This is a genomic window from Limosilactobacillus vaginalis (assembly GCF_025311515.1).
GTDB classification, from domain to species: domain Bacteria; phylum Bacillota; class Bacilli; order Lactobacillales; family Lactobacillaceae; genus Limosilactobacillus; species Limosilactobacillus vaginalis.
This window is the reverse complement of sequence record NZ_CP104399.1, coordinates 1,166,776-1,193,276: the sequence shown is the minus strand read 5'-3', so window position 1 is coordinate 1,193,276 and position 26,501 is coordinate 1,166,776. Positions and strand designations below refer to the sequence as shown.

General features: G+C 39.1%; 34 protein-coding genes. 22 read left to right on the top strand and 12 right to left on the bottom strand.

Annotation, left to right across the window (positions count from 1 at the left end; translation table 11 throughout):
- Positions 1-66: 66 nt before the first annotated feature.
- The 17 genes from recG to rplS all read left to right on the top strand — a co-directional run bounded on the left by recG (position 67) and on the right by rplS (position 17,961).
- Positions 67-2,103, top strand: coding sequence for an ATP-dependent DNA helicase RecG (gene recG / locus N4627_RS05945; protein ID WP_260965083.1), 2,037 nt, complete (start codon positions 67-69; stop codon positions 2,101-2,103).
- 13 nt (positions 2,104-2,116) lie between these two features.
- Entirely contained in the window at positions 2,117-3,124 is a 1,008-nt protein-coding gene (gene plsX / locus N4627_RS05940) for a phosphate acyltransferase PlsX (protein ID WP_098045013.1), read from the top strand.
- Positions 3,125-3,182: 58 nt separating this feature from the next.
- Positions 3,183-3,437, top strand: a complete 255-nt coding sequence (gene acpP / locus N4627_RS05935) for an acyl carrier protein (protein WP_003717350.1) — start codon at positions 3,183-3,185, stop codon at positions 3,435-3,437.
- A gap of 84 nt (positions 3,438-3,521) precedes the next feature.
- On the top strand, positions 3,522-4,220 hold the full coding sequence (gene rnc, locus N4627_RS05930; protein ID WP_098045057.1) for a ribonuclease III: 699 nt from the start codon (positions 3,522-3,524) through the stop codon (positions 4,218-4,220).
- 5 nt (positions 4,221-4,225) lie between these two features.
- Positions 4,226-7,789: a chromosome segregation protein SMC gene (gene smc, locus N4627_RS05925; protein ID WP_260964257.1), complete on the top strand. Its 3,564-nt coding sequence runs from the start codon at positions 4,226-4,228 to the stop codon at positions 7,787-7,789.
- 16 nt (positions 7,790-7,805) lie between these two features.
- A complete protein-coding gene (gene ftsY / locus N4627_RS05920; protein WP_191336787.1) occupies positions 7,806-9,176 on the top strand; it encodes a signal recognition particle-docking protein FtsY in 1,371 nt (456 codons plus the stop codon).
- Between the two features lie 14 nt (positions 9,177-9,190).
- Entirely contained in the window at positions 9,191-9,532 is a 342-nt protein-coding gene (locus tag N4627_RS05915; RefSeq protein WP_098045010.1) for a putative DNA-binding protein, read from the top strand.
- Positions 9,533-9,535: 3 nt separating this feature from the next.
- Positions 9,536-10,990, top strand: a complete 1,455-nt coding sequence (gene ffh, locus N4627_RS05910; RefSeq protein ID WP_191336786.1) for a signal recognition particle protein — start codon at positions 9,536-9,538, stop codon at positions 10,988-10,990.
- 322 nt (positions 10,991-11,312) lie between these two features.
- Positions 11,313-11,750 (top strand): MSCRAMM family adhesin SdrC, encoded by a 438-nt coding sequence (locus N4627_RS05905; protein WP_260964252.1) that lies wholly within the window; start codon positions 11,313-11,315, stop codon positions 11,748-11,750.
- A gap of 33 nt (positions 11,751-11,783) precedes the next feature.
- The gene (locus N4627_RS05900; protein ID WP_124031905.1) at positions 11,784-12,137 is read left to right on the top strand and encodes a hypothetical protein; all 354 of its coding nucleotides are present in this window, start codon (positions 11,784-11,786) and stop codon (positions 12,135-12,137) included.
- Between the two features lie 85 nt (positions 12,138-12,222).
- Positions 12,223-14,082, top strand: a complete 1,860-nt coding sequence (locus N4627_RS05895; protein ID WP_260964247.1) for a mucin-binding protein — start codon at positions 12,223-12,225, stop codon at positions 14,080-14,082.
- Between the two features lie 83 nt (positions 14,083-14,165).
- On the top strand, positions 14,166-14,441 hold the full coding sequence (gene rpsP / locus N4627_RS05890) for a 30S ribosomal protein S16 (protein WP_003717360.1): 276 nt from the start codon (positions 14,166-14,168) through the stop codon (positions 14,439-14,441).
- 12 nt (positions 14,442-14,453) lie between these two features.
- Positions 14,454-14,714 carry a KH domain-containing protein gene (locus N4627_RS05885; protein WP_003717361.1) on the top strand — a complete coding sequence of 87 codons (261 nt, stop codon included), beginning with the start codon at positions 14,454-14,456 and terminating at the stop codon, positions 14,712-14,714.
- Between the two features lie 56 nt (positions 14,715-14,770).
- Positions 14,771-15,280: a ribosome maturation factor RimM gene (rimM, locus tag N4627_RS05880; RefSeq protein ID WP_003717362.1), complete on the top strand. Its 510-nt coding sequence runs from the start codon at positions 14,771-14,773 to the stop codon at positions 15,278-15,280.
- A complete protein-coding gene (trmD, locus tag N4627_RS05875; RefSeq protein ID WP_003717363.1) occupies positions 15,280-16,038 on the top strand; it encodes a tRNA (guanosine(37)-N1)-methyltransferase TrmD in 759 nt (252 codons plus the stop codon). Before rimM ends, trmD begins: the two co-directional genes overlap by 1 nt.
- Before the next feature lie 12 nt (positions 16,039-16,050).
- On the top strand, positions 16,051-17,487 hold the full coding sequence (locus N4627_RS05870) for an APC family permease (protein ID WP_260964242.1): 1,437 nt from the start codon (positions 16,051-16,053) through the stop codon (positions 17,485-17,487).
- Between the two features lie 114 nt (positions 17,488-17,601).
- Positions 17,602-17,961 (top strand): 50S ribosomal protein L19, encoded by a 360-nt coding sequence (gene rplS / locus N4627_RS05865; protein ID WP_056974551.1) that lies wholly within the window; start codon positions 17,602-17,604, stop codon positions 17,959-17,961.
- 117 nt (positions 17,962-18,078) lie between these two features.
- Here the strand turns inward: rplS and N4627_RS05860 are convergent, their stop codons facing one another.
- The 7 genes from N4627_RS05860 to N4627_RS05830 all read right to left on the bottom strand — a co-directional run bounded on the left by N4627_RS05860 (position 18,079) and on the right by N4627_RS05830 (position 23,006).
- Positions 18,079-19,209, bottom strand: a complete 1,131-nt coding sequence (locus tag N4627_RS05860) for a tyrosine-type recombinase/integrase (RefSeq protein ID WP_260964239.1) — start codon at positions 19,207-19,209, stop codon at positions 18,079-18,081.
- Positions 19,210-19,211: 2 nt separating this feature from the next.
- Positions 19,212-19,529, bottom strand: a complete 318-nt coding sequence (locus tag N4627_RS05855) for a hypothetical protein (protein WP_260964236.1) — start codon at positions 19,527-19,529, stop codon at positions 19,212-19,214.
- A gap of 179 nt (positions 19,530-19,708) precedes the next feature.
- A complete protein-coding gene (locus N4627_RS05850; protein WP_260964234.1) occupies positions 19,709-20,191 on the bottom strand; it encodes a type II toxin-antitoxin system PemK/MazF family toxin in 483 nt (160 codons plus the stop codon).
- Between the two features lie 31 nt (positions 20,192-20,222).
- Entirely contained in the window at positions 20,223-21,038 is an 816-nt protein-coding gene (locus N4627_RS05845; protein WP_260964232.1) for a DUF3800 domain-containing protein, read from the bottom strand.
- 32 nt (positions 21,039-21,070) lie between these two features.
- The gene (locus N4627_RS05840) at positions 21,071-21,712 is read right to left on the bottom strand and encodes a hypothetical protein (protein WP_260964231.1); all 642 of its coding nucleotides are present in this window, start codon (positions 21,710-21,712) and stop codon (positions 21,071-21,073) included.
- 35 nt (positions 21,713-21,747) lie between these two features.
- Entirely contained in the window at positions 21,748-22,200 is a 453-nt protein-coding gene (locus N4627_RS05835; protein ID WP_260964229.1) for a hypothetical protein, read from the bottom strand.
- 23 nt (positions 22,201-22,223) lie between these two features.
- The gene (locus tag N4627_RS05830; protein WP_260964227.1) at positions 22,224-23,006 is read right to left on the bottom strand and encodes a hypothetical protein; all 783 of its coding nucleotides are present in this window, start codon (positions 23,004-23,006) and stop codon (positions 22,224-22,226) included.
- A gap of 90 nt (positions 23,007-23,096) precedes the next feature.
- Here N4627_RS05830 and N4627_RS05825 point away from each other — a divergent pair, with 90 nt between their 5' ends.
- Complete coding sequence (locus N4627_RS05825; protein WP_260964225.1) at positions 23,097-23,273, top strand: hypothetical protein; 177 nt, start codon at positions 23,097-23,099, stop codon at positions 23,271-23,273.
- Between the two features lie 16 nt (positions 23,274-23,289).
- Here the strand turns inward: N4627_RS05825 and N4627_RS05820 are convergent, their stop codons facing one another.
- The 3 genes from N4627_RS05820 to N4627_RS05810 all read right to left on the bottom strand — a co-directional run bounded on the left by N4627_RS05820 (position 23,290) and on the right by N4627_RS05810 (position 24,303).
- Positions 23,290-23,499, bottom strand: a complete 210-nt coding sequence (locus tag N4627_RS05820; protein ID WP_260964223.1) for a hypothetical protein — start codon at positions 23,497-23,499, stop codon at positions 23,290-23,292.
- A gap of 61 nt (positions 23,500-23,560) precedes the next feature.
- The gene (locus N4627_RS05815; RefSeq protein WP_260964221.1) at positions 23,561-23,962 is read right to left on the bottom strand and encodes an ImmA/IrrE family metallo-endopeptidase; all 402 of its coding nucleotides are present in this window, start codon (positions 23,960-23,962) and stop codon (positions 23,561-23,563) included.
- A 14-nt stretch (positions 23,963-23,976) separates the two neighbouring features.
- Complete coding sequence (locus N4627_RS05810; RefSeq protein ID WP_260964219.1) at positions 23,977-24,303, bottom strand: helix-turn-helix domain-containing protein; 327 nt, start codon at positions 24,301-24,303, stop codon at positions 23,977-23,979.
- Positions 24,304-24,448: 145 nt separating this feature from the next.
- Between N4627_RS05810 and N4627_RS05805 the strand changes: the two genes are divergently transcribed.
- The 3 genes from N4627_RS05805 to N4627_RS05795 are packed head-to-tail and all read left to right on the top strand — an operon-like array spanning position 24,449 to position 25,146.
- Entirely contained in the window at positions 24,449-24,682 is a 234-nt protein-coding gene (locus N4627_RS05805) for a helix-turn-helix transcriptional regulator (RefSeq protein WP_260964217.1), read from the top strand.
- Between the two features lie 21 nt (positions 24,683-24,703).
- Positions 24,704-24,838 (top strand): hypothetical protein, encoded by a 135-nt coding sequence (locus N4627_RS05800; protein ID WP_260964216.1) that lies wholly within the window; start codon positions 24,704-24,706, stop codon positions 24,836-24,838.
- 11 nt (positions 24,839-24,849) lie between these two features.
- Positions 24,850-25,146 carry a hypothetical protein gene (locus N4627_RS05795; RefSeq protein ID WP_260964213.1) on the top strand — a complete coding sequence of 99 codons (297 nt, stop codon included), beginning with the start codon at positions 24,850-24,852 and terminating at the stop codon, positions 25,144-25,146.
- Here the strand turns inward: N4627_RS05795 and N4627_RS05790 are convergent.
- The gene (locus tag N4627_RS05790) at positions 25,127-25,354 is read right to left on the bottom strand and encodes a hypothetical protein (RefSeq protein ID WP_260964212.1); all 228 of its coding nucleotides are present in this window, start codon (positions 25,352-25,354) and stop codon (positions 25,127-25,129) included. The genes N4627_RS05795 and N4627_RS05790 overlap by 20 nt on opposite strands.
- Before the next feature lie 61 nt (positions 25,355-25,415).
- Here N4627_RS05790 and N4627_RS05785 point away from each other — a divergent pair, with 61 nt between their 5' ends.
- Positions 25,416-25,673, top strand: coding sequence for a hypothetical protein (locus N4627_RS05785; protein WP_178695699.1), 258 nt, complete (start codon positions 25,416-25,418; stop codon positions 25,671-25,673).
- 326 nt (positions 25,674-25,999) lie between these two features.
- On the opposite strand, the gene N4627_RS05780 is transcribed toward N4627_RS05785, so the two are convergent.
- On the bottom strand, positions 26,000-26,455 hold the full coding sequence (locus tag N4627_RS05780) for a hypothetical protein (RefSeq protein ID WP_260964207.1): 456 nt from the start codon (positions 26,453-26,455) through the stop codon (positions 26,000-26,002).
- Positions 26,456-26,501 lie beyond the last annotated feature (46 nt).

The window sequence follows — 26,501 nt, the reverse complement described above, 5'->3', positions numbered from 1 at the left end:
AGTTGGATGCAGAACACCAGTCAACTGATGTCCATCCAACTCTTTTTACAGTGAGGAGGGAGGATGATGAAAAGTCTTCAGGATCCAGTTTCGGTATTAAAAGGAGTTGGCCCTAAACGGGTGGCTGATTTAGCAACTTTAAATATCGATACGATTGAAGATTTATTGACATACTACCCGACAAGGTATGATGACTTTACACCAAACGATTTAAGTACGGTTAAGGACAAGCAACGGGTAACTATTAAGGGAAAGATTGTTTCTGAGCCCTTATTTAGCCGGTTTGGTTACCGTCGAAATCGGCTAAGTTTTCGGTTGCAAGTGGGTCAACAAGTTGTCATGGCCACGTTTTTTAACCAACCATATCTGAAAAAGCAAGTAGAGTTAGATCGACAGGTAACCGTAATGGGAAAGTGGGATGCTAGTCGTCAACAGGTAACCGGGACTAAATTAGTAACGGCAACGGGGACTCCAGAGAATGAATTTGGCGCCATCTATCCCACAAATAAACATCTTCGGCAAAGTACCTTGAGATCGTTAATCCGTCAAGCGTATGAAGATTATCAGCGGGTTATCCCAACATTACTCCCCACCTTTCTTCGCCAAAAATATCGTTTGTTAGATCGCCGTGAAATGATTAAGGATCTTCACTTCCCAGGAAGTCAAATGATTGCTAAAGCAGCACGACGAACTGCGACATATGAGGAGTTCTTCTTATTTCAATTGCGTCTGCAAGCGATCAGACGAGCACACCGTCAAGAAGATGGTACACGAATCTTGTACCATAATGACGAATTAAAAGAATTTATTTCTCAGCTCCCGTTTGAACTTACAAATGCGCAAAAGAAGGTCGTCAATGAAATCTGTCGTGATTTACGACAACCAATTCAGATGAATCGCCTTCTTCAGGGAGATGTCGGTTCTGGAAAGACGATTGTTGCTGCAATTGCCATTTATGCAACAATCAGTGCAGGCTATCAGGCAGCTCTAATGGCGCCAACTGAAATTTTGGCAACCCAGCATGCAGAAAAATTAGCCAAAGTCTTTGCAGGGACTCATGTTCATGTTGGCTTACTTACTGGTTCACTGACCGCTAAACAACATCGTGAATTAGTTGGCGCGATAAAAAAGGGCGACATCAACTTAATAATTGGAACGCATGCATTGATTCAATCGGACGTAGAGTATGCTAATCTTGGCTTAGTAATCACGGATGAACAGCACCGGTTTGGTGTTAACCAACGTCAACAATTACGGGAAAAGGGTGAACACCCGGATGTCCTTGCCATGACAGCAACGCCAATTCCACGGACATTAGCGATTACTTCATATGGTGAAATGGATGTGTCAGTAATTGACAAATTACCAGCGGGAAGAAAACCGATTGAAACACGCTGGCTAAAAGATAAGCAAAGCAATGACGCATTAAAGTTTCTTCGTCAGCAATTAGCTAGTGGAGCACAGGCTTACGTTGTCAGTCCGCTGATTGAAGAGTCAGAAGCATTGGATGTTCAAAATGCGACTGACCTTTATGAACGATTAGCTAATTACTTCCAACCAGATTATCAGGTTGGCCTTTTACATGGCCGCCTAAATGGGGAAAAAAAAGATACCGTAATGAAAGATTTTCAAGACGGTAAAATCCAGGTTCTTGTTTCGACGACGGTTGTTGAGGTCGGTGTTGATAATCCTAATGCGACCGTGATGATTATTTATAACGCTGATCGCTTTGGCCTTGCTCAGTTGCACCAACTGCGCGGTAGAGTAGGGCGTGGTGAACGGCAAAGTTATTGTTTGCTAATTGCTGATCCCAAAACAGATGAAGGGACGGCACGAATGAAAACAATGGTTGCCACAACTGATGGTTTTAAGGTTGCACAACGGGATCTTGAACTTCGGGGAGCAGGTGATGTCCTTGGGGCAAAGCAATCAGGGCTTCCTGACTTTAAGGTTGGCGACCCGATTGGCGATTTGAAAATTTTACAAATTGCTAAGGAAGATGCAGCAAACCTATTAGCAACACCCCATTGGGATCAGGTGGATGATAATCAGCCACTAGTTCTTTACTTAAAACGAAACCAACTTGAAACGCACTTTGACTAGGAGGGTTTATATAATGAAAATTGCTGTAGATGCAATGGGCGGTGATAATGCCCCTAAAGCAATTATTGAAGGGGTCGAAGAAGCTCGGGACTTGTATCCCGATTTGACCTTTGATCTCTATGGTGATCCAGCTAAAATTAAAGCGGTGATTACTAACCAGGATCGTTTGAATATCATTGAAACTACTGAAGAAATTTCGATGGGTGAAGAGCCAGTTCGGGCAATCCGCAAGAAGAAGGATTCATCAATTGTTCGGGCGGCTAAAGCAGTTAAAGAAGGGGATGCAGATGCATTCTTTTCTGCTGGTAATACAGGAGCAGTTTTGGCTGCGGGAATCTTTATTGTTGGACGAATTCATGGAATCGATCGTCCCGGATTAACCAGTATTCTCCCAATTGCTAAGCCGGGATCCAAACGCCAAAAATTTGTTTACCTTGATACTGGTGCTAACGCTGAAAGCAAAGAAAAAAATCTTGTTCAGTTTGCTTACCTTGGTAAATTTTACGCAGAAAAAGTTCTCGGGGTTGCTAATCCACGGATTGCACTGCTTAATAATGGTGCTGAAGAGGATAAGGGCGATAAGCTCCATAAAGATGTTTGGCAGTTGCTTAATGCAGAAGATGAACTTAACTTTATCGGCAATGTTGAATCTGGTGACCTCTTATTCGGTAAGGCTGATGTTATCGTCAGCGATGGCTGGACAGCTAATGCCGCATTGAAGGCCACTGAAGGAACCGCTAAAATGATGCTAACGTTGATTAAGGATGGTATCCTAAATGGTGGTATCCGTGCTAAGTTAGGCTACCTAATGCTGAAGCCGGTCTTTCACCGGATTGGTCAAAAAATGAGTGCTTCAACTTATGGGGGTGCTGTCCTTCTTGGCTTAAAAGCACCTGTAGTTAAGACGCATGGTTCATCAGATGCGATAGCCGTTAAAAATACCATTAGTCAGATTCGGACAATGCTAAGAACTGGTGTCATTAATGAAACCGTTAAATTTTTTAACCAAAACAATGAGTAGACAAGAAGACAAAAAACGCCTAAAATAGTAGCGAACTAATAAAGAGAGGTAACAGTCAATGGCTGAAGATAAAAAGCAAGAAATCTTTAATAAGGTTTCAGAAATCGTGGCTGATCACTTTGATGTTGATCGGGCAAAAATTACCGATGAATTAAATTTAAAAACAGATTTAGACGCTGATTCGATTGACTTTGTTGAATTTGTCCTTGAACTTGAGGATACGTTTGGTGAAGAAATTGATGATGAAGATGCTGAAAAGTTAAGTACGATTGGTGAAGTAGTTGACTACATTGCCGAACATACCGCTGATTAATAATTCTTTGAGGTCCGCGATGAAGGCTTGTACTTTATCGCGGCTTTTTTCACATCTTTAACGAAAAGAAAGGAAGTTTTTACTATTAAGGATTTACAAGACTACCTGGCCAAGGAATTTGATATTCATTTTACTAATCCCGATTTGCTTGCAGAAGCATTTACTCAGGCTTCATACGTAAACGAGCACCCTCATCAAGGACTTAAATTTTATGAGCGGATTGAATTTCTTGGCGATGCTGTGTTGGAATTGATTGTTTCTGAATACATCTATAAGCGTTTTCCAGAGCTGCCGCAGGGGAAATTGACCCGTTTGCGGGCTGCGATGGTTTGCGAAGACAGTTTCTCTAAATTTGCTAAGGAATGTCATTTTGATCAATATATCCGTTTGGGTCACGGCGAAGAAATGGCGGGTGCTCGTCAGCGTCCAGGATTGCTTTGTGATATTTTTGAATCATTTATTGGAGCTCTTTACTTGGATCAGGGACGCCCTGCCGTTGAAAAGTTTGTTCGGCGAGTAATCTTTCCTAAGCTTGATCTGGGCTGGTTTGACCATGCAGTTGATGCAAAGACAAGCCTTCAGGAGTTCTTACAGCGTGATGGTGATGTTGATATTGAATATCACCTTCTTCAGGAATCGGGAACGGAGAACGATCCAGAATTCAAAGTGAACGTTTCAGCTGATGGAAAGGTAATCGGTGAGGGGACTGGTTCCTCCAAGAAACACGCTGAAATGCAGGCTGCAAGTCAAGCACTTAATAAGCTACGTCAAGAAGGTAAGTAGGCACTATGCAGTTATTATCTCTAACATTGGATGGCTTTAAGTCCTTTGCTCAGAAGACAACAATCAAGTTTGAACCAGGAATGACAGGAATTGTTGGGCCAAACGGAAGCGGAAAGAGTAATATTATCGAAGCAATTCGCTGGGTAATGGGTGAACAATCTGCTCATCAGCTTCGTGGTGATAAAATGGCTGATGTTATTTTTAACGGTTCTAGTAACCGGAAGCCGCTTAATCGGGCGCTTGTATCAATTACTTTTGATAATAGTGATCATTACCTTGCTAGTGACTTTACTGAATTAACAATTACCCGGAAATTATACCGAAATGGTGATAGTGAGTATTTGGTTAATGGTCAAGAGGTTCGCTTAAAAGATATTACCGACCTCTTCATTGATTCTGGGTTAGGTCGGGAATCCTTCTCCATTATTTCTCAGGGACAAATTGAGGCAATCTTTAACGGTAAACCAGCTGATCGGCGTTCAATTATTGAGGCGGTGACTGGGGTTGCAAAATACAAGAAGAATAAGGATACTGCCGAAAAACGGCTCAGCTCAACTATGGACAACCTTAACCGGGTTAACGATATCATTGCTGAGTTAACGAGCCAGCTTGAACCTTTGGCTGACGAAAGTGCCCTTGCTGAGGACTATTTAGAGCAGAAGGGGCAATATGATCTTCTTGATCGTACCCAGACAGTACGGCTTTATGAGCAAACTAGTAAGGAATTAACGGAGCTGAAAACTAAGCTAGCAAATGATCAAAAGCTGGTCAGTGATTATTCGGCTCAGCTTGCCAAATCAACTACAGAATTAAATCAGTTAAAGCAACAACAAGGTAACCTACAGACGAACAAAGACCAACTACAGGCAAAAATTCTTACGACTACCGAAATGATTGGTAAATTGCAAAATCAGCAATCGGTGTCCTCAATTAAGCGTGAGCAGCAGCTGCAGGAACGGGAACAATTAGCTGATCAACTGCAGAAGTTGAAACAGCAGCAAACAGAGATTGACAAAAAATTAACGCAGGCTAATGAGCAGGTTCAGTCACAAAAAAAGGAAATTGCTAACCACCAGGAAGAATTAACTGCTGCCAAGCAAATGACTAGTAGTCAACGGATTCAGCATGTTAATGAAGAATTAGAAAAATTGCGGGGAAATCAAGTTGATTTAATGCAGCAAATTACAACTCTGCAAAACCAGCAAGCTTTTCTGAAGAGTAATCACGAGCAAACCATCAACGCGCAGCAGCAAAGCAATGCTGAACTGCAGGCTGCTCGGGAGCGGTTAGCTAAAATTAAAGTTCAAGAAGCAACGGCTAAACAAGAAGCAACAGCCCAGCAAGTTCACGTTACCGATCTCCAAGGTCAGTTAAAAGGCCAGCAGGAGAAGCAGGAACGCATACAGCGACAGCATCAAGAAGCCCAGCGTTCTTGGTACCAATCACTTGGGGATGTTCATTCGCTTCAATCACGTCTGAAAAATTATCATTCAATGCAGGAAGAATACTCTGGATACTATCAGGGAGTTCAAAATGTTTTGAAGCAACGGCAACAGTTTTCGGGTCTTGACGGCGCCGTGAACGAGTTGTTAGATGTTCCAGAAAAATATACAACGGCGATTGAGACAGTCCTTGGCAGCCAATTGCAACAACTAGTAGTTGATCACCAGTCAACTGCTAAGCAGATCATTAATTATTTGGTTCGTCATCGTGCGGGACGCGTAACCATCTTGCCCCTTGATACGTTAAAGCATCATCAGACTTCACCGATTTTTAACCAGTTACAGTCGCTACCTGGGTATGTTGGTCGGGCAACCGAATTAATCAATTATGATTCTAAGTACGATGTGGTTGCGCAACATCTTCTAGGGAATACGGTTATCGCTGATAATCTTGATCATGCAACAGAAATTTCTCGGTATGGTCATCACTATGTCAGGATTGTAACGCTCGACGGCCAGTTAATTAATGCAAGCGGATCAATGACCGGGGGTGCCAATCGTCACCAACGAATTGGTCTGCTTAGTCAAAAACAATTAGCTAATCAGTTGCAAAATGCGCTTAATAAAGAGCAGGTTACTGCAAAGCGATTAGAAAAACGGGTTGCCCAATTGCAGGGAACTCAAAAGAAAATTGATGAGCAGTTAACTGATCTCCAGACTCAGTTGCACCAAGCAAGCGAACAACTTCATTCAGCTACGGGGCAGCAGCAAGTGTTGCAAAGTCAGCGCCAAACAATTGAACGTCAGGTATCTGCTCTTAAGTTTCAATCTGGTCAACAGGATGATCAGCACGCTGATTATGAGCAAAAAGTACAGCAAAATACTCAACAGCTGAAAGATGCTCAACAGCAGTTTGACGCTAATAAGCACCGAACTGGTGAACTCCAGGAACAAATTAAGCAGTTGCAAAGTGACGAGTCAGCACAAAGCCAGCATCTTCATCAGATGGAGCAGTGGATTGCAGTTGCCCAGGAACGGTTGCAACAGCTTAAGAGTAGCCGGCATGCTCTGCAACAGGAGAAAAATTCACTTCAAATTAATGCTGACCACCTTGAACAACAAATTCATCGGCTTAATTCACAAATTAATAGTGATCATGCAGACGATGAGTCAAATGAAACAGCTTTGCAGGATGCTACTCAGCAGTTAACGACTGTTAAACAACAGTTAGTTACTACTAAAGAGAAACTGAACTCGCTTAGTAAGCAGGTTGCTAATGCTGAAGACAGTCATAACCGATTACGTGATTTATTAGCAGCAGCAACAAATGAACGAAACCAGCTTGATGCTCAACGGATTCGCCATGAATCACAGTTGGATAGTTACCTGAATCATTTGAGTTCGCAGTATTCAATGACTATTGGTGAGGCAAAAGATAAAGTTAGCGACCTTCCGGATGATCAACTGAAGATTAAATTGAAGTTGTTAAAACGGGGATTAGCTGATCTTGGTGAAGTCAATACTGGAGCGATTGCTGAATATAAGCGAGTTAAGGAACGGTACGATTTCTTATCAACACAACAAGCAGATTTATTGGCTTCGCGTGATCAATTAAATGAAACAATGGCTGAAATGGACGAGCAGGTTAAAGCAAGATTTAGCGAAACGTTTAATAAGGTTTCAACTGCATTTGACCAGACGTTCCAGCAGATATTTGCTGGTGGTCATGCCCGGTTAGTCTTAACGGATCCCCACGATATTTTAACAACGGGAATTGATATTATGGCCCAGCCACCTGGGAAGAAAAATCAGCGAATGAGTCTTCTTTCAGGTGGGGAGAAGGCATTGACCGCAATTACTCTATTATTTGCAATCCTAAAAGTCCGGCCGGTACCATTTGCAATTCTTGATGAACCTGAGGCAGCACTTGATGAAGTTAATGTGCAGCGCTTTGCTAACTACCTGAGTCATTTTGGAAATGACGGTCCACAATTCATTGTGATTACTCACCGTAAGGGAACAATGATGAATGCTAATGTCCTTTATGGGGTAACGATGCAGGAGTCAGGAGTATCCAGGATGGTTTCCGTTGATGTTATTGATACCTTAGAAAGTTCAAACGACTAGGAAGAAGGCGTAATTTATGGGATTATTTGATATTTTTCGTCGGCATAAGAAGCACGAGGATAGTCAAGAAAAGCAAACTAAGGAGCTAGAGAACGGTAGTGAGGTACCAGCAGCTTCAGAAAGTGCTAGTAGTGAATCTGCAGTGCAGGAAGCAGCTACTGATGCTGAGCAGGATTCCTCTGCCACTGTAGAATCGCAACCTCAAAGTGAAGCTGTTCCCGAAAGTTCAACTCCAGTATCTTCGGCTCCCGCTGAGCAAAATGTTGAAGCAGAGAGTTCTGTTGAGGAGGAAATGGTCACAAGCCAAAATGATGAACCAGAAGAAACTTCAACGGCAGAAAGCAATTCTCAAGTAGCTGAAGAGCCAACTCCTGCACCGGAAAGTGAAGTTAAGGAAGAAACAGAAGAATCAACAGATGTAAATACTGACGAAACGGTTGATGAGGAAAGCACAGCAGCAAAGTATGACCAGGGACTAGAAAAGTCACGGACAGGATTTGGTGCTCGGCTTAATCGCTTCTTAGCTAATTTCCGTCATGTTGATGAGGACTTCTTTGATGATCTTGAAGATTTACTGATTGAGTCCGATGTTGGTTACGATATGGCAATGAAACTTAGCGATGAGCTTCGTGAAGAAGTCAAACTCCAGAATGCTAAGAGCAAGCAGGACGTTTCTAACGTTATTATTGAAAAAATGGTTGAGCTGTATGACGAGGCAGGAAAAGATGAAAAGTCTGACCTGAACTTCGCTAAGGAAGGACCAACCGTGATCATGTTTGTTGGTGTTAATGGTGCTGGGAAGACAACTACCATTGGGAAGATGGCTGCATTGTTTAAGAGCCAGGGGAAGAAAGTCCTTTTGGCGGCAGCTGATACTTTCCGTGCAGGGGCTACCGAGCAACTTGATGTCTGGGCTAAACGTGATGGCGTTGATATTGTTACTGGCCCGGAGAACGGTGATCCGGCTGCAGTTGTATTCGATGCTGTCCAAAAGGCAAAAAAAGAGGATTATGACATCTTATTCGTTGATACTGCGGGACGGTTACAGAATAAGGTTAATTTGATGAAAGAATTAGCCAAGATGAAGCGGATCCTAACTCGTGAAATTCCTGATGCCCCGCATGAAGTTCTCCTTGTATTGGATGCGACAACTGGTCAGAATGCTTTGAACCAGGCTAAATTATTTAAGGAAAGCACGGATGTGACGGGGATTGTCCTAACTAAGCTTGATGGGACTGCCCGCGGGGGAATTGTCTTAGCCATCCGAAGTGAACTCCACCTTCCAGTGAAGTATGTAGGTTTGGGTGAAAAAGTTAATGACCTGCAGAAGTTCGATGCTAGTGAATTCGTTTATGGCCTGTTTAAGGATTTGGTTGAAGTTAATTAGTTGAGGAGTTGCTGATGGAAATTGAAAAAAACGAGCGGATTAATTCGCTATTTGAGTTTTATCAACCGCTCTTAACAGAGAAACAAAACCAGTATCTTGAGCTTTACTATGCTGATGATTTTTCACTTGGTGAGATTGCTGAAAATTTCAACGTAAGTCGCCAAGCAGTGTATGATAATATTAAGCGGACCGAAAAGATCTTAGAAGCATATGAAGCCAAGCTGCATTTAGATGCTGAGTTTCAAGCACGGAATAAGCAAGCTGATGAAATTCAGCAATATGTTAAACAACATTATCCAAACGATCGGCAGTTAAACAACCTTGTGGGACGTTTGGAAAATTTGGAGGAAGAATAAAAGATGGCATTTGAAGGATTAACAGATCGTCTTCAAAAGGCGATGGAAAAGCTACGACGGAAGCCCAAAGTTACCGAAGCCGACCTTCGTGAAACAATGCGGGAAATTCGGCTAGCATTATTGGAAGCCGATGTTAACTTTGCCGTTGTAAAGAATTTCGTTAAAAAAGTTCGGGAAAAGGCTGCTGGTGCGGAAGTCCTTAAGGGATTAAATCCAGCCCAACAAATTGTTAAAATTGTTAACGATGAATTAACTGAATTAATGGGTGAAGAAGCAGTTCCGCTTAATAAGTCTTCCCATATTCCGACTGTTATCATGATGGTTGGTCTTCAAGGGGCCGGTAAAACGACCACTGCTGGTAAATTAGCCTTACGTTTGAAGAATGAAGACAAGGCACGACCACTGTTCATCGCTGCCGATGTCTACCGGCCAGCCGCAATTACTCAGTTAAAGCAGGTTGCTGACCAGATTGATGTTCCGGTTTTTGAAAAGGGAACTGATGTTGATCCGGTTGAAATTGTTCGCCAAGGGATGGAAGTTGCCAAGCAAAATCATAATGACTATGTAATTATTGATACTGCTGGTCGTCTGCAAATTGATGAACAATTGATGGATGAGTTGGCAAACATTAAACAACTTGTGAACCCTGATGAAATTTTGCTGGTAATTGACTCCATGACGGGGCAAAATGCCGTCAATACGGCTCAGGGATTTGATGATAAGCTTGATATTACTGGTGTGGTATTAACCAAGCTAGATGGTGATACCCGTGGTGGTGCTGCCATGTCAATCCGTGCTGTTACCGGAAAGCCAATTAAGTTTGTCGGTGAAGGGGAAAAGATGGAAGATCTTGATGTCTTCCACCCAGACCGGATGGCTTCACGAATTCTGGGGATGGGGGACATGATGACCCTAATCGAAAAGGCCCAGAAAGATTTCGATGAAGAGCAAGCTCAGGCCACAATGGATAAGATGCGTGAAAATACTTTTGATTTCAACGACTTCTTATCACAGATGGACCAAGTAACGAAGATGGGTCCATTAGAAAACATCATTAAAATGATGCCGGGGATGGCCAATAACCCTGCATTAAAGAATTTGAACCTTGATCCAAAGCAATTAGATCACATTCGAGCCATTATTTACTCCATGACTCCAGAGGAACGGGAAAATCCTGACTTGATGAACCCAAGTCGGCGTCGGCGGTTAGCTGCTGGGGCTGGCCGGCCAATTGTGGAAGTTAACCGAATGATTAAGCAATTTAATCAGATGCGGAAGATGATGAAACAAGTTACTAATGGTAATTTTAATGGAATGCAGAATATGTTTGGTGGTCAAATGCCGGGAATGCCAGGTGGTCGAATGGGACAAATGGCGATGAGTCACATGGCACGGAAGATGAAAAAGGATAAGCAAAAGCGGATTAAGAAGTTACGTAAACTACGGAAAAAACACTAAATAATAAACAATAACCGGTTAGTTAAGGGCGATAAGTGATTAGCTAACTGGTTATTATTTTTAAAATTATTATAAAGAGAATAATTTGTTTGAACTGCAAGTTAGAACACACTTAAATAGACATTAATTATAATTATGAAAAATTAATTAAGACCTTTAATCGTAATTTTTCAATTTATCCAATTATCACTTGATTGATTTAAAATTAGACATCTTGCTATCAAAAACTTAAAGGGCTAAAATTACGGTGATTTGGTAAAGCTATGATAAGCCTTTTACAAAACTACATAGAGAAAACTAGCCGATAGGTGGAGTGATTAACATGGTTTCAAAGAGAAATAAAAAGTACTTAATTACAAAACAGGAACGGTTAATTCCGCATTATGGATTGCGGAAGTTAAGTGTAGGGGTTGCTTCTGTTTTGTTATCAACGTCAATTTTAATGGGGATGGCCACAAAAGCTCAGGCTGATACTGTTGACGGAGAAGCTAATCAGGAGATTGGTCAAACTACTAAATCTTCAGTAAAAGGCTCGACTAATTCAGTTACCCTGAAAGATAATCAAGCACCGACTGAAACTTCGACAACACAAAAACAGGATCAGACACCAGCAAAATCGACTACTTTGGATAATGATTCTCAGCAGACCGTTCAAGCAACCGTTACCCCAACCACTTCCATTAATGATCAGGTTGGCAGAACAATTAATGTTGTTACTCATGACGTTACTGAAACTACTGGAAATAAGGCAACAGGATAACGGGGGACAACTGACCTTGATTTAGAATTGTCCGTGGCTGCTGACGAGATTAGTAAGATTAAGAATGGTGATTATCTTGATATTAGTTTAGGCCTTCCTTATACCACAGTTGATAATCATACTTATGTTTTTAGCTATGGTGCGGTAAATAAAGATAATCAGACGCCAATTTATTATCAAGGAATGATTGTTGGATATCTAGTTCCTGCAGGAAATACAGAAAGTTATAAGCAATCAGTTCCTCAATATTCAGGGTCGGCTAATCCTAATTGGAATGTTATTGATAATGACAGTAGTGAAGAACTTGCAAATCTTGGAAGCAATGGTTATTACCAAATCGTTTTTAATAATGCCCTAAGCGAATATGTAAAAAGGGAATCCCGGTAAGAATAAGAAGTTAACGATTAGTGCGAACCTAACTTGGTACAATCCGAGTGGTAATGGTGAAAGAAGTGTCTATAAACCCAGTGAGATGATTTCTCTTTATGGTAATAATCAATCATCCTCGAAGTATACGCCAAGGGATGACTTGAAGATTGGTAATCAGACATTTTCTAGTGGTATTAGTTTAAGTGTTGTCCCTAAAAAGCAGGGGACTAGTGAAATCCCGGTTGCAGATAAGATCGTTCAAAATTCGCAAACTGGTAGTATTCAGGCTCACACATGGATGAAAATTGGGGATAGAGAGTATCTTCAAATTGTCGACCCAACTCAGAGCGTGGGAATCTCACTAAAAAATTTAGGAAGGGACTTTACAATAACCGTAACGAAACCAGCTAGTAACGAGAATGTTAAAACTAGTTTTGTAAGTGCAAAAGACCTGAAAAAGCAATTACAAAAGAACATTGTTCCGGTTGGTAATAATGACTCATCATACCTTAGTGATCAAATCGCTAACGAGGACTTTTACCTCTCGGATCAATTTGCCTACACAATGCCCCAAATAAATGTTGTTGTTTCAAACACTGGTGATAACCAATTAACTTATCATGTAACAATTGAGGGAGATTATGAGGGATTTAGAGCAACTTCAAAAGATGAAACTTCAGCAATAACCTTAATCACATGGAAACCCACTGACCAAGTTGCACTAATGCCAGGTAAAGGAATTAATAATTTTAATGAAGATTATCAAAAAGTTTCTTATCATAACAATAAGTGGCTTAACGGCTATCAGATTCAGAGTAAGGCAGTATTCGACTATATGAATAGTCATCCTTGGCATGTTACTGTAAGAAGTCAAGGTAATTCTAAGCCTGAATACGATTCAGATTATGGCTATTGGATTGGCGCAAGTACAAATGCAAAGCCAACCAATAAAGCATATGTCGACTTAACATATTATGGTTTTGTTAACCAAACGATCCATTATGTTGATGTAAATGGTAATCAGATGCTGGGTAATGATGGTAAACCGATTCCTGATACACCTCGTCTGGTGACCTTTACTAGTGATACTGGGGAAGAGGGTTCCTTTAAGACAGATAGCTACTTTAGCGATACCAACATTCCTCCGGTAAAGGATTATTCAACTTATCGGGGCCAAAAGTCGACTGATGGTAAGAAGATAACATACAGCGGAGAAAAGATTACTAAGATTGGTGATGAAGGTAAATTTACGTATCCTCATTCTGATTTTATTGAATATGTTGTGTATGTTAAGAATAGTGATCCAAAACCAACTCCACAGCCGGAAACAGTAAAAGATAGTAGAACTGTTACTGAAACAATTCATTATGTTTATCAAGATGGAATCAAAGCGGCAAATGATGAAACACAACAAATCACCTTTACACGAACTGGTTCTAAGACATCCAATAGTACTACTTGGAATGATTGGATACCTGCAGAAGGAACATTTAATGAAGTAGTATCACCTGAAATTAAGGACTATACTCCCAATATAAAGACAGTTAATGAAATCAAGATAGCTCCAGAAGATAACAATATTGAAAAAACAGTTATCTATACTAAGAATTCAACACCAACGTCAGGAACTAAACCGACACCGACTCCACAGCCAGAACCAAAGCCAACGCCGACTCCAGAGCCGCAACCAACGTCTACGCCAACACCGGCACCACAACCAGTACCGGCACCAGAACTTCAGCCTCAACTGACACCAAAGTCAGCGCCACAACCAGGAACAAGTAATCCTTCTTCTAAGTCTGAAGGGTTAGTTGAGCCTCAAGCCGAGTCACAGCTAGTACAAAATGAAAGTCGGCAACTACCGCAAACCGGATCAGAACAAGCTAAGGGATTAATGGCTCTTGGTATTGCTAGCTTATTGACTAGTTTCGGCCTTGGAATGAGGAAAAAGAAAAATATTTAAGCTGTCAAGAAAAAATACTTTACATTCTTTTGGAAGACTGGTATATTATTACCTGTTAAGAAATTTATAGGGAGGTGCAAAGAATGTCCGTTAAAATTCGTTTAAAGCGTATGGGTTCAAAGAAGCGTCCATTCTACCGTATTGTTGTAGCTGACTCACGTGCACCACGTGATGGTCGTTTCATTACTTCTTTAGGTACTTACAACCCATTAACCACTCCTAAGGAAATCAAGTTTGACGAAGATGCCATTATGGATTGGTTACAAAAGGGTGCTCAACCTTCTGACACTGTTCGTAACATGCTTCAAAAGGCTGGAGTTATGAAGAAGTTCCACGAATCAAAGTATGCTAAGAAGTAGTGATGTTTAGTCATGACTGAGACAAATATTGAAGGGCTGGTTCGTAGTTTAGTAACTCCATTGTTAGAACATCCGGATGCTCTAACAATTACCAAGTCTGAAGATGATCGCTTTCAACGCTATGTCGTTGATGTTCATCCCCAAGATGTTGGTCGCTTAATTGGGCGGCAGGGACATATTGCTTCAGCACTGCGTACGGTCGTTGAAGGAGCACGTCCACGACGCTCTAATTCAAAAAAGGTCCGGTTACTAATAAATGACCACCGTCACTAAAATAAAAACTCCCACACTAATCTGTGGGAGTTTTTGTCAATTTTAGGAGAATTTGAATGAAATTTTATAATGTTGGAAAAATAGTAAATACTCACGGGATCCGTGGTGAAGTTCGGGTGATTCCCACTACCGACTTTGTTGATGAACGGTTTGCCAAGGACGCTAAGTTATATTTGGCTAATCAACAGGGAGAACCACTGGAGTTAACAATTGAATCATCACGCCCACACAAGGGTTCAATTCTTGTTAAGTTTGTTGGATATGACAATATTAATGATGTCGAGAACTTTCGCAATCGTGAATTGAGGGTTAGTGAAGAGGATCAACAGCCACTCGAAGAAGGTAGTTATTATTATCATCAAATTATTGGCTTGACTGTTAAGACAATTGATGGTCGTGAATTAGGAAAAATTAAGGAGATCCTTTCCCCTGGTGCCAATGATGTTTGGGTTGTCCAACGACCGCATCAAGCCGACTTATTGCTACCCAAGATTGATGATGTGGTAAAGAAGGTTGATCTGGATAATGGCGTAGTTGAGGTGGAACTATTGGAGGGACTTGAATAATGCGAATTGATATTTTAAGCCTATTTCCTGATATGTTTCAGGCAACTCTCGGTGAATCAATCGTTGGGAAGGCTCAAGATAATGGCTTCCTCGACATTAAAGTAACAGATTTTCGTGATTACACTGATAATAAACATAACCGGGTTGATGATACCCCATTTGGCGGTGGTGCTGGAATGCTCCTCCAAGCGCAACCAATTTTCGATGCCATGGCAGCAATTGATGAGGAAACAAAAGATCGTTATCCCAAAGGAAGGGTAATTTTGATGGATCCCGCTGGGCGAAGGTTTGATCAGGACTATGCCCAAGAATTATCACAAGAGGAACACCTTACATTTATCTGTGGTCACTACGAGGGGTATGATGAGCGAATCCGGAGCTTAGTGACAGATGAAGCATCATTAGGTGATTATGTCCTTACTGGTGGTGAACTAGCTGCAATGGTGATGATCGACGCTACCGTGCGCTTTGTTCCTGGCGTCTTAGGGAATATGTCTTCACCAATGGGCGACTCCTTTAGTAATGGCCTGCTAGAGTATCCGCAATATACTCGACCTGCAGACTTTCGGGGGATGAAGGTTCCTGAGGTTTTAACCAGTGGTAATCATCAGAAAATTAAAGAATGGCGTCAACGTGAGGCATTACGACGGACACTTGAACGTCGCCCCGATTTGTTAAAGACGGCCAAACTGACTCGTGAGCAACGGTTGATGCTTGAAGATTTGAAACTCGATCAAGATCCGGATGTTCCAGACTAGAAAGGGGTTCAAATGAAAAAGTTTATTCAACGATTACTATGGAAGCAGGATCCTGCCCTTTATCGCAGTAAGGATGCCAAACTAACCCCCAGTTTGCGGACAATTGATTTAGTTGGCCTGGGGACCGGAATGGTTGTTGGGACAGCAATCTTTACCCTGCCAGGAATTGTCGCTGCTGAACATACGGGGCCAGCAGTGCCATTGGCATTTATCGTTGCCGCGATTGGGGCCGGATTATCAGCGCTAGCGTATGCAGAGACTTCATCTGTACTGCCGTTTGCTGGTTCAGCCTTTTCATGGATTAATGTTCTTTTTGGCGAGTTTTTTGGTTGGATTGCTGGCTGGGCACTTTTGGCTGAGTATTTTATTTCAGTTGCTTTCGTTGCGTCAGGCTGGTCAGCCTATATGCAGGGGTTTCTCGCTAGCTTTGGTATTAAATTGCCCACAGCATTAACGGGGGGCTTCAATCCGCAGCGGGGTTCATATGTTGATATTTTAGCTGCAATTGCTATTTTAGCCGTGGGAATTTTAATTTCTCGTGGAGTTCACCAGGTGAGTCGGATTGAGAATATTATTGTCAGCGTTAAGCTCCTGGTCATTTTAATGTTTATTGTTGTCGGTATGACGGCTATTCATCCGCAAAACTATTCGCCATTTATTCCGCCTCATGTCGCTGGAACAACATTTGGTGGCTGGCAGGGGATCCTTGCCGGAACAGCACAAATTTTTATTGCTTACGTTGGCTTTGATGCAATTGCGGCTAATACGGCTGAAACAATTAATCCCCAAAAGACAATGCCGCGAGGATTAATTGGGACGCTGGTTTTAGGAACTGGCTTTTTCATTGCAGTGTCTCTCGTCCTTGTGGGGATGTTTAAATACAGTCGTTATGCAAATAACGCAGAACCAGCCGCTTGGGCACTCCGCCAGTCGGATCATTACCTTACTGCTAATTTGTTATCAATTGTTGCTATTGTTGGAATCTTTTCGGCATTAATTGCGATTCTATTAGCCTCATCACGGCTGATCTATGCTTTTGGTAGAGATGGTCTTCTTCCCCGAAGCTTGGGTCATATCGATCGTAAGCATGTGCCTAATCGGGCATTATGGATGATTACGTTTTTGGCAATGATCCTGGGCTCCGTTTTTCCGTTCACGTTCTTGGCAACACTAGTATCTGCGGGAACCCTTGTGGCATTTATCTTTGTTTCACTAGGAATCTATGCTCTTCGTCCTCGAGAAGGGAAAGATCTTCCTGAAGCTCAGTTTAAAATGCCCGGTTATCCGGTATTGCCAACAATCTCGGCTTTATTTTCTGCAGTGATTTTCTGGGGATTGAATGCCGATGCTAAGATTATGATGGTTCTTTGGTTCCTTATTGGCTTAATTATTTACTTTGCCTATGGTATTCGTCATTCGATTATTAATCAGGAACATCAATCAAAATAACCCTTGAAAGGGAAATGAAAAGCTAGTATAGTAATAGATGGCTGTTTAGCCATAAGAAACGGTATTCCGCTGCCCACATCGGACATGAATGTCGGCGAAAGGAAAGAATTTTTTATGCGTCAAAACAAGTTAATCGAAAAGATTACTGCAAGTCAATTACGGGATGATATTCCAGATTTCCGTGCCGGTGATACTGTTCGGGTTCACGCCCTCATCGTTGAAGGTTCACGTGAACGTGTTCAGATGTTTGAAGGTATCGTTATCAAGCGTCACGGTGCTGGTATCAGTGCTACCTACACTGTTCGTAAGATCAGTAACGGTGTTGGTGTTGAACGGACTTTCCCAGTTCACTCACCACGTGTTGCTAAGATTGACGTTCTTCGTCATGGTCGTGTACGTCGTGCTAAGTTGTACTACTTACGTGAACGTACTGGTAAGGCTACTCGGATCGCTGAAAAGCGTCGCGACAAGTAGTAAGAGAGAACCCTTGTGTAGCAAGGGTTCTTTTTGTTTTTAAATTTAATTTGCGGTAAGAAATAGAGCAAAAAAATAATAGTTAAATAGCCAATGGTAGGTTTTTGGTAGGTTTTTCTACAAATTATCAAGTTTAGCTGCCTCCTCATTAATAACATTTTGCGTTACGTGAAGATAAATCTGTCGAGTAATATTTCCGTTACTATGCCCAACTCTTTTCTGAATTACATATAGGGGAACACCGAGTTCTGCTAATTTTGAAATATGAGTGTGACGGAAAATATGACTACTTAGTGGCTTGTCGATTTTGAGATTATTTTTTGCTATACGTAAAAAGGAATTTACAGCTGAGGTTTGAATTGGTGTTCCATTTTGCGTGCAAAAGATAAAATCTCTGCTATTATGATTATGTTTACGATCAAAGTATATCTTAACTGCCTTTTCTGGAAGAATAACGGTTCTTGTAGATGAGGCTGTTTTTGTATGTTCACTTTTCTTTTGTTGAGATATTTTAATATGGTTATATTCGAGGGTACCGTCAATATTTACGAACCAACGTTCATCTTTTTTATAGACATCATCGAAATTAAGAGCAGTTGCTTCGCCAATCCTTGAACCTGTTAGGTAAAGCCATTCGAATAGTTGAGCATAATTTTTGTTACGCTTATATGTGTAATCGAGCAGGGCCTTCATTTCACTTTCTTCCAGAAATTTATTTTGTATTTGCTGACCGCTGATAGGCGACTTGTAATTTATTTTGACATCGTTTACGGGATTAGATTTGATATAAGAGTGTTCGACAGCATAATCAAATATAGAGTGTAAGAAATACTTGAATTTTGATACATAACCACTAGATAATTTTCTGTCACCATACATAAGCTCTTCTAATTTCTGTGAGATAACTAGGGATGTTATATTTTCAACTAACGAATCTGGAGGGAGCATGCTTAGAAGAGTTCGTTTCATAGTCATATGGTTATAGTAAGTTGAACGACGGACTCGCTTCTTCTCATCATCAAGATATTCGGTGAGTAAAGATTCGAAGGTAACATTATGAATCAAAGTAGTTCGCTTAACTCGGCTTATTATTTTGTTGATTTTATTGTTAAGTATTATTTGAGCCTGTTTAGCGGTCTTCTTCTTATCGTCATTCATGGTTACACTTACGGTTTTCTGTTTATTTGTTAGTGGGTCTTTGTATTGCTCAAAGAAGCGGTACTTTTTATCTCGTTGTTGCTTCCACATAGTTATTCCTCCTCAAAATCAATCATGCTAACTGATTCTTCTAAATCATCTAATAGTTCATTTTCTTCGATAAATTTAATCCATTTTTCTTTTGGAGTATGGTTATTAGCCTTGAGGGCCTTGGAGAGCTTATCATGAATATTAGCGATAAATTCATTAGTAAATTTATCTACTTGTCTTTCAATTCGTGCGTCATTCCATCGTTTAGCTGGCTGACGCTTTTTATTTTTGGCTTGTTGATCTGCTCTAACTTTATCTTTGAAGTTAGCGATAGCAGTTGAATTGTTGTCGATATATTCTAGTAGTTCTTCTTTATTCATAATGTGATGTTCCTTTCGTACATATGTTCTTTTTGAACAATAGAAAAAGCCATACACAATAAAGTGTATGGCTTACCAACTGTGATGTTTAACGTTTGAGATATCCTCGAACCTATCACTCTAATGTTTGCAACTAGGCAAACTCCATACCTATATTATCCACTATCTTTAATTTAATGTCAATCAATATCAAAAGTTTTTTTGATTCTTCGCTTTATAGCTTTCATATCTTCGTCAGATATTTTTCCTCGATAGTTTATAAGTCTATTTACGCTTATGCATCTCATTTGGTCCAATTTAACAACACTATCCTTCGCTAAGTAATTATAATTCCTAGCACGAAGAATATATTGACAACCTAATATATGTTTATGATTTCTTATTTTGCCTGAACTGAGAGGCGCTATAATTACTGTTCCTGTTTTATTATATTGATTTTTTGAAATAACTAAAGCTGGATGTGGTCTATTAATTTCATACCCGATATTTTCTCCTAGTTCAGTAAAATATATTTTTCCTTGAGTGGGATAAGCATTATCATCATTTCCACATAAAGTGTGATCTTCTATCTTTTTTAAACAGTTTTCAGCAAGTTCCTTTTTATGATTATTCCAAAGATCTAAAGCTTGCTTTTTATCATCAATTTTGCTACTCAAACTCATGAATAATTCTCCTTTGATTTTTTATAATTTATTATGGGAAAAATTTTAAACCTTTATTTCTATAATATGGATAATTAATGAAGTATTTTTCGATAGAATTAAAATTTTCTATTCCTTTGCCTTCTGTTTTTGTTCGATATATTCTATATGATATCATATCAGAGAGTTCTAAAGGCCAATAAGATTTAAGACGATTTGAAGTTCTCTTTTTAGCAAAATAAATTCCTTTGATACATTCGAAGTTGTTTGATGAAACATAGCGACTACCGTTTTCCAAAATAGAAATAATTTGTTTTAATAAGGCGCAGTCTTCACGCCATCCACGTGATTCTAACAATAAAACGGTACTTTCTCCAAGCCAATTTAATCTATAGCTTGCACGTTCTATTAAAAATTCTAAAGAAAGAGAATAGACTGGGTAAGGATATAAGTATTTTTTAACGTGGTCTTTTTTATTAATTAGAGAGCCGACTACTTGTATAGGTAAGGAAGAGATCACTTTGTTTAAATCACTTCTAAATTCACTATAGTCAATAAGTTTAGGATTGAAAGCACCTTCTTTTTTCCTAATATTTCTTGAGTGAAATACAACCCTTTGCCCATTATAATTTCCATTTTGCCAATACTTTTTCTTCAGGTTAAGCATATCCTTCGCAATACTATTAATAGTTGTCTTATCTATAATAATTCCGGTTATACCAAACCATATTTTGGAAATTGGTGTGGCGTCACTTATATTTATAAGTGTCGGAGTTCCGGTTTCGTCAATTGCAATAATATTGTCTACTCCATCTATTACTTTATTATCAAGAGAGGTAGGAGCTAGTTTCCATTTTTCATCATCCATACTTAATCACGTCCTTTTCCCGGAGAGGGCTTTTATTTTTGATTTATTTTCTTTGAATACATAATTCCGGCAGCAATTGCACCGACACCAAAACATATCCAAAATTTAGCACAAGAATTTTTAGGGAGGTTAAAAGCCATAATTATTATTAACCCTGAAATAGAAGTTATAATTCCAAAAAGAATAGAAATAATCCAATTTTCGCTCTTTGGTTTGGCTTTGCGATATTCTTCCCTTAATGTGTAGTTTTCAAGACTGGAAATGTTAATGAGTATGGTTTCTTTATCACTACACCATTGTGGTCGAACACTAATATGATTACTATCTATTCTGTTCAATAATTTAAATTTTGATTTACCAATTATTAGAAAAGTATCAATTGGATGGTAAAATGACATAAATCCCATTAATATAAATAGCAAAATTATGTTAATAGTCATTAGGACACAAATAAGAAATTGATTAAAGCTGATCGCATATGAAAAAGCAGAAAGCACAATAAGAAAAGCAAGGGCAATAATTGATAAACTCATTACTGAAATATAACCATAAATTCGAGTTTTGAGTGGTAGAAGGACTTGCTCTGCATATGTTAAATGGTCTAACAAGTAGATATGATAAAAGAGAGCAGAAAAGACAGGAATTAAAGCAATGAAGGTGCTAAGATAAGCCAATTCTTTTCACATCCTTTTTGATAAAATGTCTTTATTTAAAATCCTTCGTCTGTTTGCATTTTTATAGTCTGATACTGAACATCTGGGTCGCCACAGTAGGAACCGGCATCGTTCCATTGTGTCATCTTGTGTCCATCTGTGGTGTAAGAGGTATATTCCTTGAAGTTAGCTGGAACATCACTAGGGCGTTGATCTTGGGCATCGTTATTAGGTGATTGAGTATTATTGTTTTGAATTTGCTTGTTGGTATTTGACTGTTGTGTCGAACTAACTTGTTGATTGGCTGAGCTTGAAGAAGTTGAACTGCTAGTAGAGTTCTGATTTTTCTTATTTTGCTTTTTGTGATGCTTATGTTTGAGTTGAGAATTTTCTTTCTTCAAGCTACTAATTTCACTGCTTGAGTTCTTTGCTTTTGTGGACTGACTGCCGCAAGCGGTTAGGCTTCCACATACTAGTACTGCTGCACAAATTAAACCTATCTTTTTCATGTTATTTGTCCTCCCCAAAATATCTATTTTCTTAATCCAATTTGTATAAATGCATAGTTTAAGCGACTGTTTATATTATGTAAAAAATCGGGATTATAATTAATTTTGAACGTGAGATGATGCAGTTGCATTAATGACAACAATGTTTCATGTACTATTTGTCTTGTCATTGCGAGATTTATGTCACGTGGTTTAAAAATATAGTCTTCATCTTTAAGCGCTTTTATATTTCCACCACATAGTCCTTTATATAATTTTTCATCATATATATTTTGAATAGTAGGGCCAGTTGCACCATCTCTAAGCCACCTATAATAGGGCTGGAGTTCGCTATCAAAATGTGCACCGCCATCTTGATTAGCTTCAGTCATAATTATATTTTGACGTGTAAGGGAGAATTGTTCTTCTATAAAATCAAGTGTTATTAATCTACTAGTCCACCATTTCTTAAAGGGGAGCCAGTAGTCAGGTTCATAAATATAGTTAGGAGCAAACAAGTAAGTATCGTAATATCTTTTTGAAGGGGTAACAAAGTCTGGAACATCAAATCTAGCTGTTTTAAAATATGAATAGTCAGCATGCGAATCACTATATGATTTTTTAAAATAGGTGGCAAACTTCATTGAATCTTTTAATCCTAACTGGCTTAATATACTTAGTGAATTATGGCCATGTGTATTTTTATGGTCGTATAATAAAGTTCTTATAGTAACACTTGATCTACGGATAGCATCGAATTCCCCAGAATCATACCTTTTTGCATCACTAATAAGGTCATATACTGCAGTTCGAAATTGTCGATGCAAATCTTTTCTTAATTTAGCTCTAGGCTCTTGTCGCTTTGGCGATATTCTGTGAGAGGTGATAATTTGAATACTCCTTCCGATTTTATTAAATTGAAAGTGCTTGATGAAGATGAGATATATAATCACGATGAAACACGCTACGCTCTTTCTTGGAGTGGTTATACCCTCAACATTACAGAACAAGATATTGAACATTTGAAAAATGGTAAGCCCTTAATGCTTGTTGTAAATGATGAATATATTGAAATCCTAAAATTAGCTAAGTAGTCGTCATAACAGGCGGCTATTTTTGATTCAGCTTTTTCAATTCCTCTTTGATTCCTTGCAAGTCGTGATGGAGAATATAAGCTTCCGCTGAACGAACATCAGTTGCGTCTTCTGCATTAAATTTGAGAGCAGATAGTGCTCTTTTATAAATTAACTCATCATCGAAACTAGAAATCTTTTCATCAAGCTTTTTGATTTTATCTTCACGTGAGCTAAATAGTCCCATTTTTATTACTCCTTTTCTTTAAGCAATTTCTCAATTTTATTAAGCTTCATATATTCTGGCATTACATTATTTCTTTTAGTTTAAGGTTAACGATATATTCAAGTTCAATTGGAATGCCAAACACTTCGCAGAATTTGACAGAGTTATCAAATGCAAAACCGTTTCTTTTGCAAAATTGAAGAAGCAACCCAATTCCAAAAAGATTAGCTTGATACTCACTTTTATCTTTCACTGTTTCAGATTCATAATATCTAATCCCAGTATCACGATTCATGATGTGACCAAGCTCATGAGCAAATGAAAAGGGCACTTCGTTATGGTTGTGCCAGTTTGTATTTACGATTACGAGATTGTATTCAGGAAGAGTACGAGCACGAAAGTTAGGACCAAATTCACCAATTTCAACACCGATGTTGTGGTTCCAGGCAAAATCAATCAAAAATTGCATTAAATCATCTTTCATAGAGCCACTTCTTTTCAGTTCTGGTGTCTAGCTAATATTGCCTTAATCACTTCCATGTCTTCCTTGGAAACGGGTTTACCACCGTATGAAAGAACAATAGGATCGTTTTTAATGTCTACCTGTTTCTGCTGTTTCTTCGCCTTACGACCTAAAAGGTAATCAGCGGAAACATTAAAATAATTTGCAATATTAGTAACGGCACTACTAGAGGGCTCAGCTTTACCTGTTTCCCATTTCGTAATAGTTTGCTGTGACACGTGAAGTATTTTGCTTAACTCAGTTTGGGACATTCTTTTTTGATTTCTCAAATCACGAATCTTGTCACCAATCATGATTGTCATGCCTCCTTAGCAATTTGTATAGTTAAATTATAGCCCCGTTATACATAATTTTAACTATTTTAGTAAAAATAAGGGTAAAAGGTGTTTACATTTAATAACTTTAATGTATAATAATAATTGAAAGTTAAGCAAAGGAGGTTTGACAATGAGAAGAGAGCTTCGAGCTTTGCGAGCAGGAGCAGGAATGACTCAGCAAGACTTAGCCGCTAAGTTGGGTGTTACAAATATTTCTGTTTCGCGTTGGGAAAGTGGTAAAGCTATTCCAAGTCCCAAATACATTAAGAAAATGGCTGAAATGTTTGGAGTAGCAGGGAAAGATATTTTTTTTAATTTAGTTACAACTAAAGTTGATAAAAATAGTGATAAAGTTACACAATAGTTAGTAAAGGTGGAGGTGTTAATGATGTTTACTTACAAATTGCAAAGTAAAGAAAACAGCGTAGCAACCATTTCACTAGACGGTTCATATGAACACGATATTTATGTACCTGCACAACAAGAACGTGATGAAGATTTCAGTAGCTTCACACGATAGGAGGCGGTGAGATGACGAGCTTAAAAGACAAGCTTCAAGAACTACAAAAAAAGTACCCCCAAGAAAAACTGAGAGCACTTGTAATCAAAGATAGCGATTTGAATTTTGCTTTTACATTTAGAAGAGCAATCGGAGTAACAACTATCGAAAGCAATCGCTACAATGGCATTTTGTATCAGCGAATTACTCAAGATAGAACCGATTTTGGAAACCCTAATTCATTAAAGGTTGAACTAATTGTTAACAGTAAATACTTTGACGTTTCAACAGTTCGTTCTCTGGCATTAGTTAAGAAATATGAAATATAAATTCATCATATTCTTCTGAATAACTAATGCCGTTCTTAGAAGCCCAAGACCAAATATGCTGCTTGAAATCAGGAACTTCATCAAAGGCTTGAACATTTACTTTGAATTGACTTTTACCACTTTGTTTAGCCCTTTTTAATTCCATATCAAGTAACAAATGGTCTTGCTTTTCAAACATTTTAAGATCGTCTCTTGAATATTTAGTCATAAATATCGCCTCCTTTCATAAGGAGATGCTTCAAGTATAGCAAAAGAAAGGAGTTGATCAGATGAGTCCATTCAGATACCAGTTAACAAGCGAAGAGTTTAGAAAAGAATGGAGCGTTAAAAACGGTGAGCCAATGAGTACAGCTACACTTTGGCGACGCAAGTCTTGGGCACAAGAACATTACCCACAATGGAGAAAAGTGTTCCTTTACGGTGGACGGATTGACTTAAAAGAGTATCAGAAATTTGAAACTTTCTACTCTGAGAAGCAGTACGAAGCCCATCAAGACCCACACTTGAAGATTATGGAGGAGATGTAATGGAGAAGTTAACTTTACTCTTTCAAGTATTAACTTTGGTTTTTGTATCAATAGATTTGTTTATAAGTCTAATAAATAGGAGGTAATCATGGCACAGATAGTATTTTTCACTGCAGTGGCAATTGCAATGCTGATTGTGCTGGGGAATTCGTTTCAAGAGGTAAAGAAAAAAGCCACCAAGAAGGTGACTAAATGATTATATACATATGGGTCTACTTACTGGCTCAAACAGCTTTGTTTTGTTGGGCAATTAATAAACGACCAATTGTTTATGTATATTTTTCAATTCCATACTACATAATAACTATTTTATTACTTCTTAAAGCTTATTCATTAGTATGAACATCATCTTTATTAAAGCAACGTAAAAGCGTATCAATTTTTTGCTGGTCCTGAAGAACTAGGTTTGATAAATGGTCAAGGCAAGTTCGTATATATTCACGATAATTTGTAGCGCCTTGTAGTACAAAATTCTGCAATTTTTCAAAGTCCATTTTCTTTGCTTGGTCACGAAAAAGTGTAGATGCATCAGCTGCAACGCTAATAACTTCCTCTTGGATTGAACCATCTTTTACTGGACCATGGAACTCAAGTTTTCCTCTGACAATATTAAGTCGATGAATTAATTGACGCTCATGTTTAATACGAGTGTTCAAATTAGCTATTCGTAGTTTTAACGTTTCAAGTCGTCGATTGTAAATGTTATCTACTATTGCACTGATTGTAGGAGATAACAATGAAACAACCGCAATGACTGTAGTGATTGTCCATCCAAAGTTCATTTATTTTCACCTCCTTTCACTAGGAGATGAATTAAGCATATCACAT

Coding starts and splice junctions, on each gene's coding strand:
- recG (WP_260965083.1), top strand. CDS start 67: ATGAAAAGTCTTCAGGATCCAGTTTCGGTATTAAAAGGAGTTGGCCCT.
- plsX (WP_098045013.1), top strand. CDS start 2,117: ATGAAAATTGCTGTAGATGCAATGGGCGGTGATAATGCCCCTAAAGCA.
- acpP (WP_003717350.1), top strand. CDS start 3,183: ATGGCTGAAGATAAAAAGCAAGAAATCTTTAATAAGGTTTCAGAAATC.
- smc (WP_260964257.1), top strand. CDS start 4,226: ATGCAGTTATTATCTCTAACATTGGATGGCTTTAAGTCCTTTGCTCAG.
- ftsY (WP_191336787.1), top strand. CDS start 7,806: ATGGGATTATTTGATATTTTTCGTCGGCATAAGAAGCACGAGGATAGT.
- N4627_RS05915 (WP_098045010.1), top strand. CDS start 9,191: ATGGAAATTGAAAAAAACGAGCGGATTAATTCGCTATTTGAGTTTTAT.
- ffh (WP_191336786.1), top strand. CDS start 9,536: ATGGCATTTGAAGGATTAACAGATCGTCTTCAAAAGGCGATGGAAAAG.
- N4627_RS05905 (WP_260964252.1), top strand. CDS start 11,313: ATGGTTTCAAAGAGAAATAAAAAGTACTTAATTACAAAACAGGAACGG.
- N4627_RS05895 (WP_260964247.1), top strand. CDS start 12,223: ATGATTTCTCTTTATGGTAATAATCAATCATCCTCGAAGTATACGCCA.
- rpsP (WP_003717360.1), top strand. CDS start 14,166: ATGTCCGTTAAAATTCGTTTAAAGCGTATGGGTTCAAAGAAGCGTCCA.
- N4627_RS05885 (WP_003717361.1), top strand. CDS start 14,454: ATGACTGAGACAAATATTGAAGGGCTGGTTCGTAGTTTAGTAACTCCA.
- rimM (WP_003717362.1), top strand. CDS start 14,771: ATGAAATTTTATAATGTTGGAAAAATAGTAAATACTCACGGGATCCGT.
- trmD (WP_003717363.1), top strand. CDS start 15,280: ATGCGAATTGATATTTTAAGCCTATTTCCTGATATGTTTCAGGCAACT.
- N4627_RS05870 (WP_260964242.1), top strand. CDS start 16,051: ATGAAAAAGTTTATTCAACGATTACTATGGAAGCAGGATCCTGCCCTT.
- rplS (WP_056974551.1), top strand. CDS start 17,602: ATGCGTCAAAACAAGTTAATCGAAAAGATTACTGCAAGTCAATTACGG.
- N4627_RS05860 (WP_260964239.1), bottom strand. CDS start 19,209: ATGTGGAAGCAACAACGAGATAAAAAGTACCGCTTCTTTGAGCAATAC.
- N4627_RS05855 (WP_260964236.1), bottom strand. CDS start 19,529: ATGAATAAAGAAGAACTACTAGAATATATCGACAACAATTCAACTGCT.
- N4627_RS05850 (WP_260964234.1), bottom strand. CDS start 20,191: ATGAGTTTGAGTAGCAAAATTGATGATAAAAAGCAAGCTTTAGATCTT.
- N4627_RS05845 (WP_260964232.1), bottom strand. CDS start 21,038: ATGGATGATGAAAAATGGAAACTAGCTCCTACCTCTCTTGATAATAAA.
- N4627_RS05835 (WP_260964229.1), bottom strand. CDS start 22,200: ATGAAAAAGATAGGTTTAATTTGTGCAGCAGTACTAGTATGTGGAAGC.
- N4627_RS05820 (WP_260964223.1), bottom strand. CDS start 23,499: ATGGGACTATTTAGCTCACGTGAAGATAAAATCAAAAAGCTTGATGAA.
- N4627_RS05815 (WP_260964221.1), bottom strand. CDS start 23,962: ATGAAAGATGATTTAATGCAATTTTTGATTGATTTTGCCTGGAACCAC.
- N4627_RS05810 (WP_260964219.1), bottom strand. CDS start 24,303: ATGACAATCATGATTGGTGACAAGATTCGTGATTTGAGAAATCAAAAA.
- N4627_RS05805 (WP_260964217.1), top strand. CDS start 24,449: ATGAGAAGAGAGCTTCGAGCTTTGCGAGCAGGAGCAGGAATGACTCAG.
- N4627_RS05800 (WP_260964216.1), top strand. CDS start 24,704: ATGATGTTTACTTACAAATTGCAAAGTAAAGAAAACAGCGTAGCAACC.
- N4627_RS05795 (WP_260964213.1), top strand. CDS start 24,850: ATGACGAGCTTAAAAGACAAGCTTCAAGAACTACAAAAAAAGTACCCC.
- N4627_RS05790 (WP_260964212.1), bottom strand. CDS start 25,354: ATGACTAAATATTCAAGAGACGATCTTAAAATGTTTGAAAAGCAAGAC.
- N4627_RS05785 (WP_178695699.1), top strand. CDS start 25,416: ATGAGTCCATTCAGATACCAGTTAACAAGCGAAGAGTTTAGAAAAGAA.
- N4627_RS05780 (WP_260964207.1), bottom strand. CDS start 26,455: ATGAACTTTGGATGGACAATCACTACAGTCATTGCGGTTGTTTCATTG.